The following is a 2,150-nucleotide window of genomic DNA, read 5'->3' on the forward strand; positions in this document are numbered from 1 at the left end:
GCCCCCCACACCCCGCACATGCCGCCCTCGCTTCTAAACAAGGGACTCGTGACGGCTCTTTCCGTCACCTCCGGCCTCGCCTGGGCGGGCCCGAAGCTCGCAGGCCCCTATATGGGGGATACCTACGGGCAGGTGGACCTGCACATGGTGGGCGAGCGCCTGGTCGGCACGTCCGCCGGGTCCGGGGGCGGCTGCAAGTTCCCCGCGGGCACGGAGGTCCTCACCGGTGAGTTCCAGGGGAACGTCCTGGTGGCCACGGTGCAGGTGTGCCTGTCCGGGGTACCCGAGTGCGTGGGTGCCCGGAGCTTCCCGGTGCTGGCCGTCTACAACCCCCAGTCGTCGGTCATCACCGCGCGTTTCCGGCTGCCCGAGGGGTGCCACTCTCCGGGGCTGAAGGACTCGCAGCTGCTGCTGCGGGGCCTGGGCGGCGCGCCGGTGGAGGAGGGCGAGGAGGAGGGCGCCGCTTCTGGAGCGCAGGGGAGCGCGCCGGATGCCGCCACCGACGAGCCCGAGGAGGCCGTCGCCGCGGCGCCGAAGAGCCCCGAGGCGAAGGTCGCCGAGGCCCGCCCCTCCGTGGTGGCGACAAGTCCCGTGAGCATGGGCCTGCAGTTGCTCGCGGTGGGCAAGTGGGAGGTCGCCCGCTCGCGCTTCGAGGCAGCGCTCCTGGAGGACGCTCGCAACCTGGACGCGCTCGTGGGCATGGCCGGCTGCCATCTGGGGACGGGCAACTCCTCCAAGGCGCTGGAGTCGCTGAACCGGATCTCCTCGGTGCCCGCCGGGCGGCCGGATGTCTACGCATGGCAGGCGTACGCGCACGACATGGCCGGCAACAAGAGCCGGGTTCCGTATCTGCTGCGCCGGGCGCTGGACCTGGGCTGGAAGCCCGAGGAGCCCAAGCCCTGGGAGGCCGCGCTGGTGAAGGCGCTGGCCGGTGACATCGAGCAGGCCAGGCAGGCGAAGAATCGAAAGCGCGCGCCGGGCCGCGAGTCGGCGGGAGCCGGAAGCACCAGCCCGTGAGTCAGACGCCCTCGCCCCCCAGGACCCAGCGGGTCTTCGGCCACTACGAGATTCTCTCCGTGCTGGGCAAGGGCGGCATGGCGGAGGTGTATCGCGCGCGGGTGTTGTCCGGCCCGCGTGAGGGCTGGACGGTGGCCCTCAAGCGGCTCTTGCCGGCGCTGACGGCGGATCCGGAGTCGGTGTCGCTGTTCTCGCGCGAGGCGCAGCTGTCCAAGCAGTTGCACCACCCGAACATCGTCACGGTGCTGGATGCCGGCGAGCTGGAGGGCATCTACTTCATCGTCATGGAGCTGGTGGATGGCCGGGACCTCGGTCAGATCCTCCGCCGCTGCAAGGTGCGCGGCATCCCCCTGCCACTGGACTTCGCGGTGTACCTGGGCAAGGTGCTGCTGGAGGCGCTCGCGTACGCGCACGGCGCCACCGGGCCGCAGGGCGAGCCGCTGGGCATCGTCCACTGCGACGTGTCCCCGTCCAACCTCTTCATCTCCCGCGTGGGCGAAATCAAGCTGGGCGACTTCGGTGTCTCCCGCGTGCTCGTCGACGGCAAGCTCCAGGAGGGAGAGGTGCTGGGCAAACCCTACTACCTGTCCCCGGAGTCGCTGCTCGGCGAGGTGAGCCCGGAGGCGGACCTGTGGGCGGCGACGGTGGTGTTGTACGAGCTGCTGACGCTGGAGCGTCCCTTCACCGGCGCCACGCCGGACGAGGTGTTCCACGCCATCCGCTCGCGGAGCTACCGGCCGCTGCGGGAGCTGCGCCCGGACGTGCCGGAGGCGCTCGAGGACGTGGTGCGGCGCGCCTTCTCCGAGCGTCCCGAGGACCGCTTCCCCTCGGCTGACTCCTTCGCCCAGGCGCTCGCCCCGCACTATGACGAGCGGGTGGGCACGCCGCTGGCCATCGCCGCCGTGGTGCGAGGCCTGTTCGGCGCCAGTGACGACGCAGCCGCGAGCACGCCGGTGCCCCCTTCCGGCACGTCGCGCGCGGAGTAGGGGAGCAGGCGCGCGCTCGCGCCGAGGCTCGCGGCCCCAGTCCCCTCTGGCCGAGGGGATGGAGATGCTTCCTTCCGAGCGTGCATGTCCGCACCCCGAGGATCGCCATGGCCACCCAGCCCCAGCCTCCGAAGCCCCAGCCCGAAG

General features: G+C 71.7%; 2 protein-coding genes. Both read left to right on the forward strand.

Features of this window, described 5'->3' with window-relative positions; all coding sequences use genetic code 11:
* On the forward strand, nt 1–1,017 hold a 1,017-nt coding region (locus tag HR086_RS49910), incomplete at its 5' end, for a tetratricopeptide repeat protein (protein WP_217442233.1).
* Entirely contained in the window at nt 1,014–2,003 is a 990-nt protein-coding gene (locus HR086_RS46315; protein ID WP_174468855.1) for a serine/threonine-protein kinase, read from the forward strand. The genes HR086_RS49910 and HR086_RS46315, both read left to right, overlap by 4 nt.
* Nucleotides 2,004–2,150: the final 147 nt, after the last annotated feature.

Source organism: Myxococcus sp. CA039A (assembly GCF_013336645.1).
GTDB lineage: Bacteria > Myxococcota > Myxococcia > Myxococcales > Myxococcaceae > Myxococcus > Myxococcus llanfairpwllgwyngyllgogerychwyrndrobwllllantysiliogogogochensis.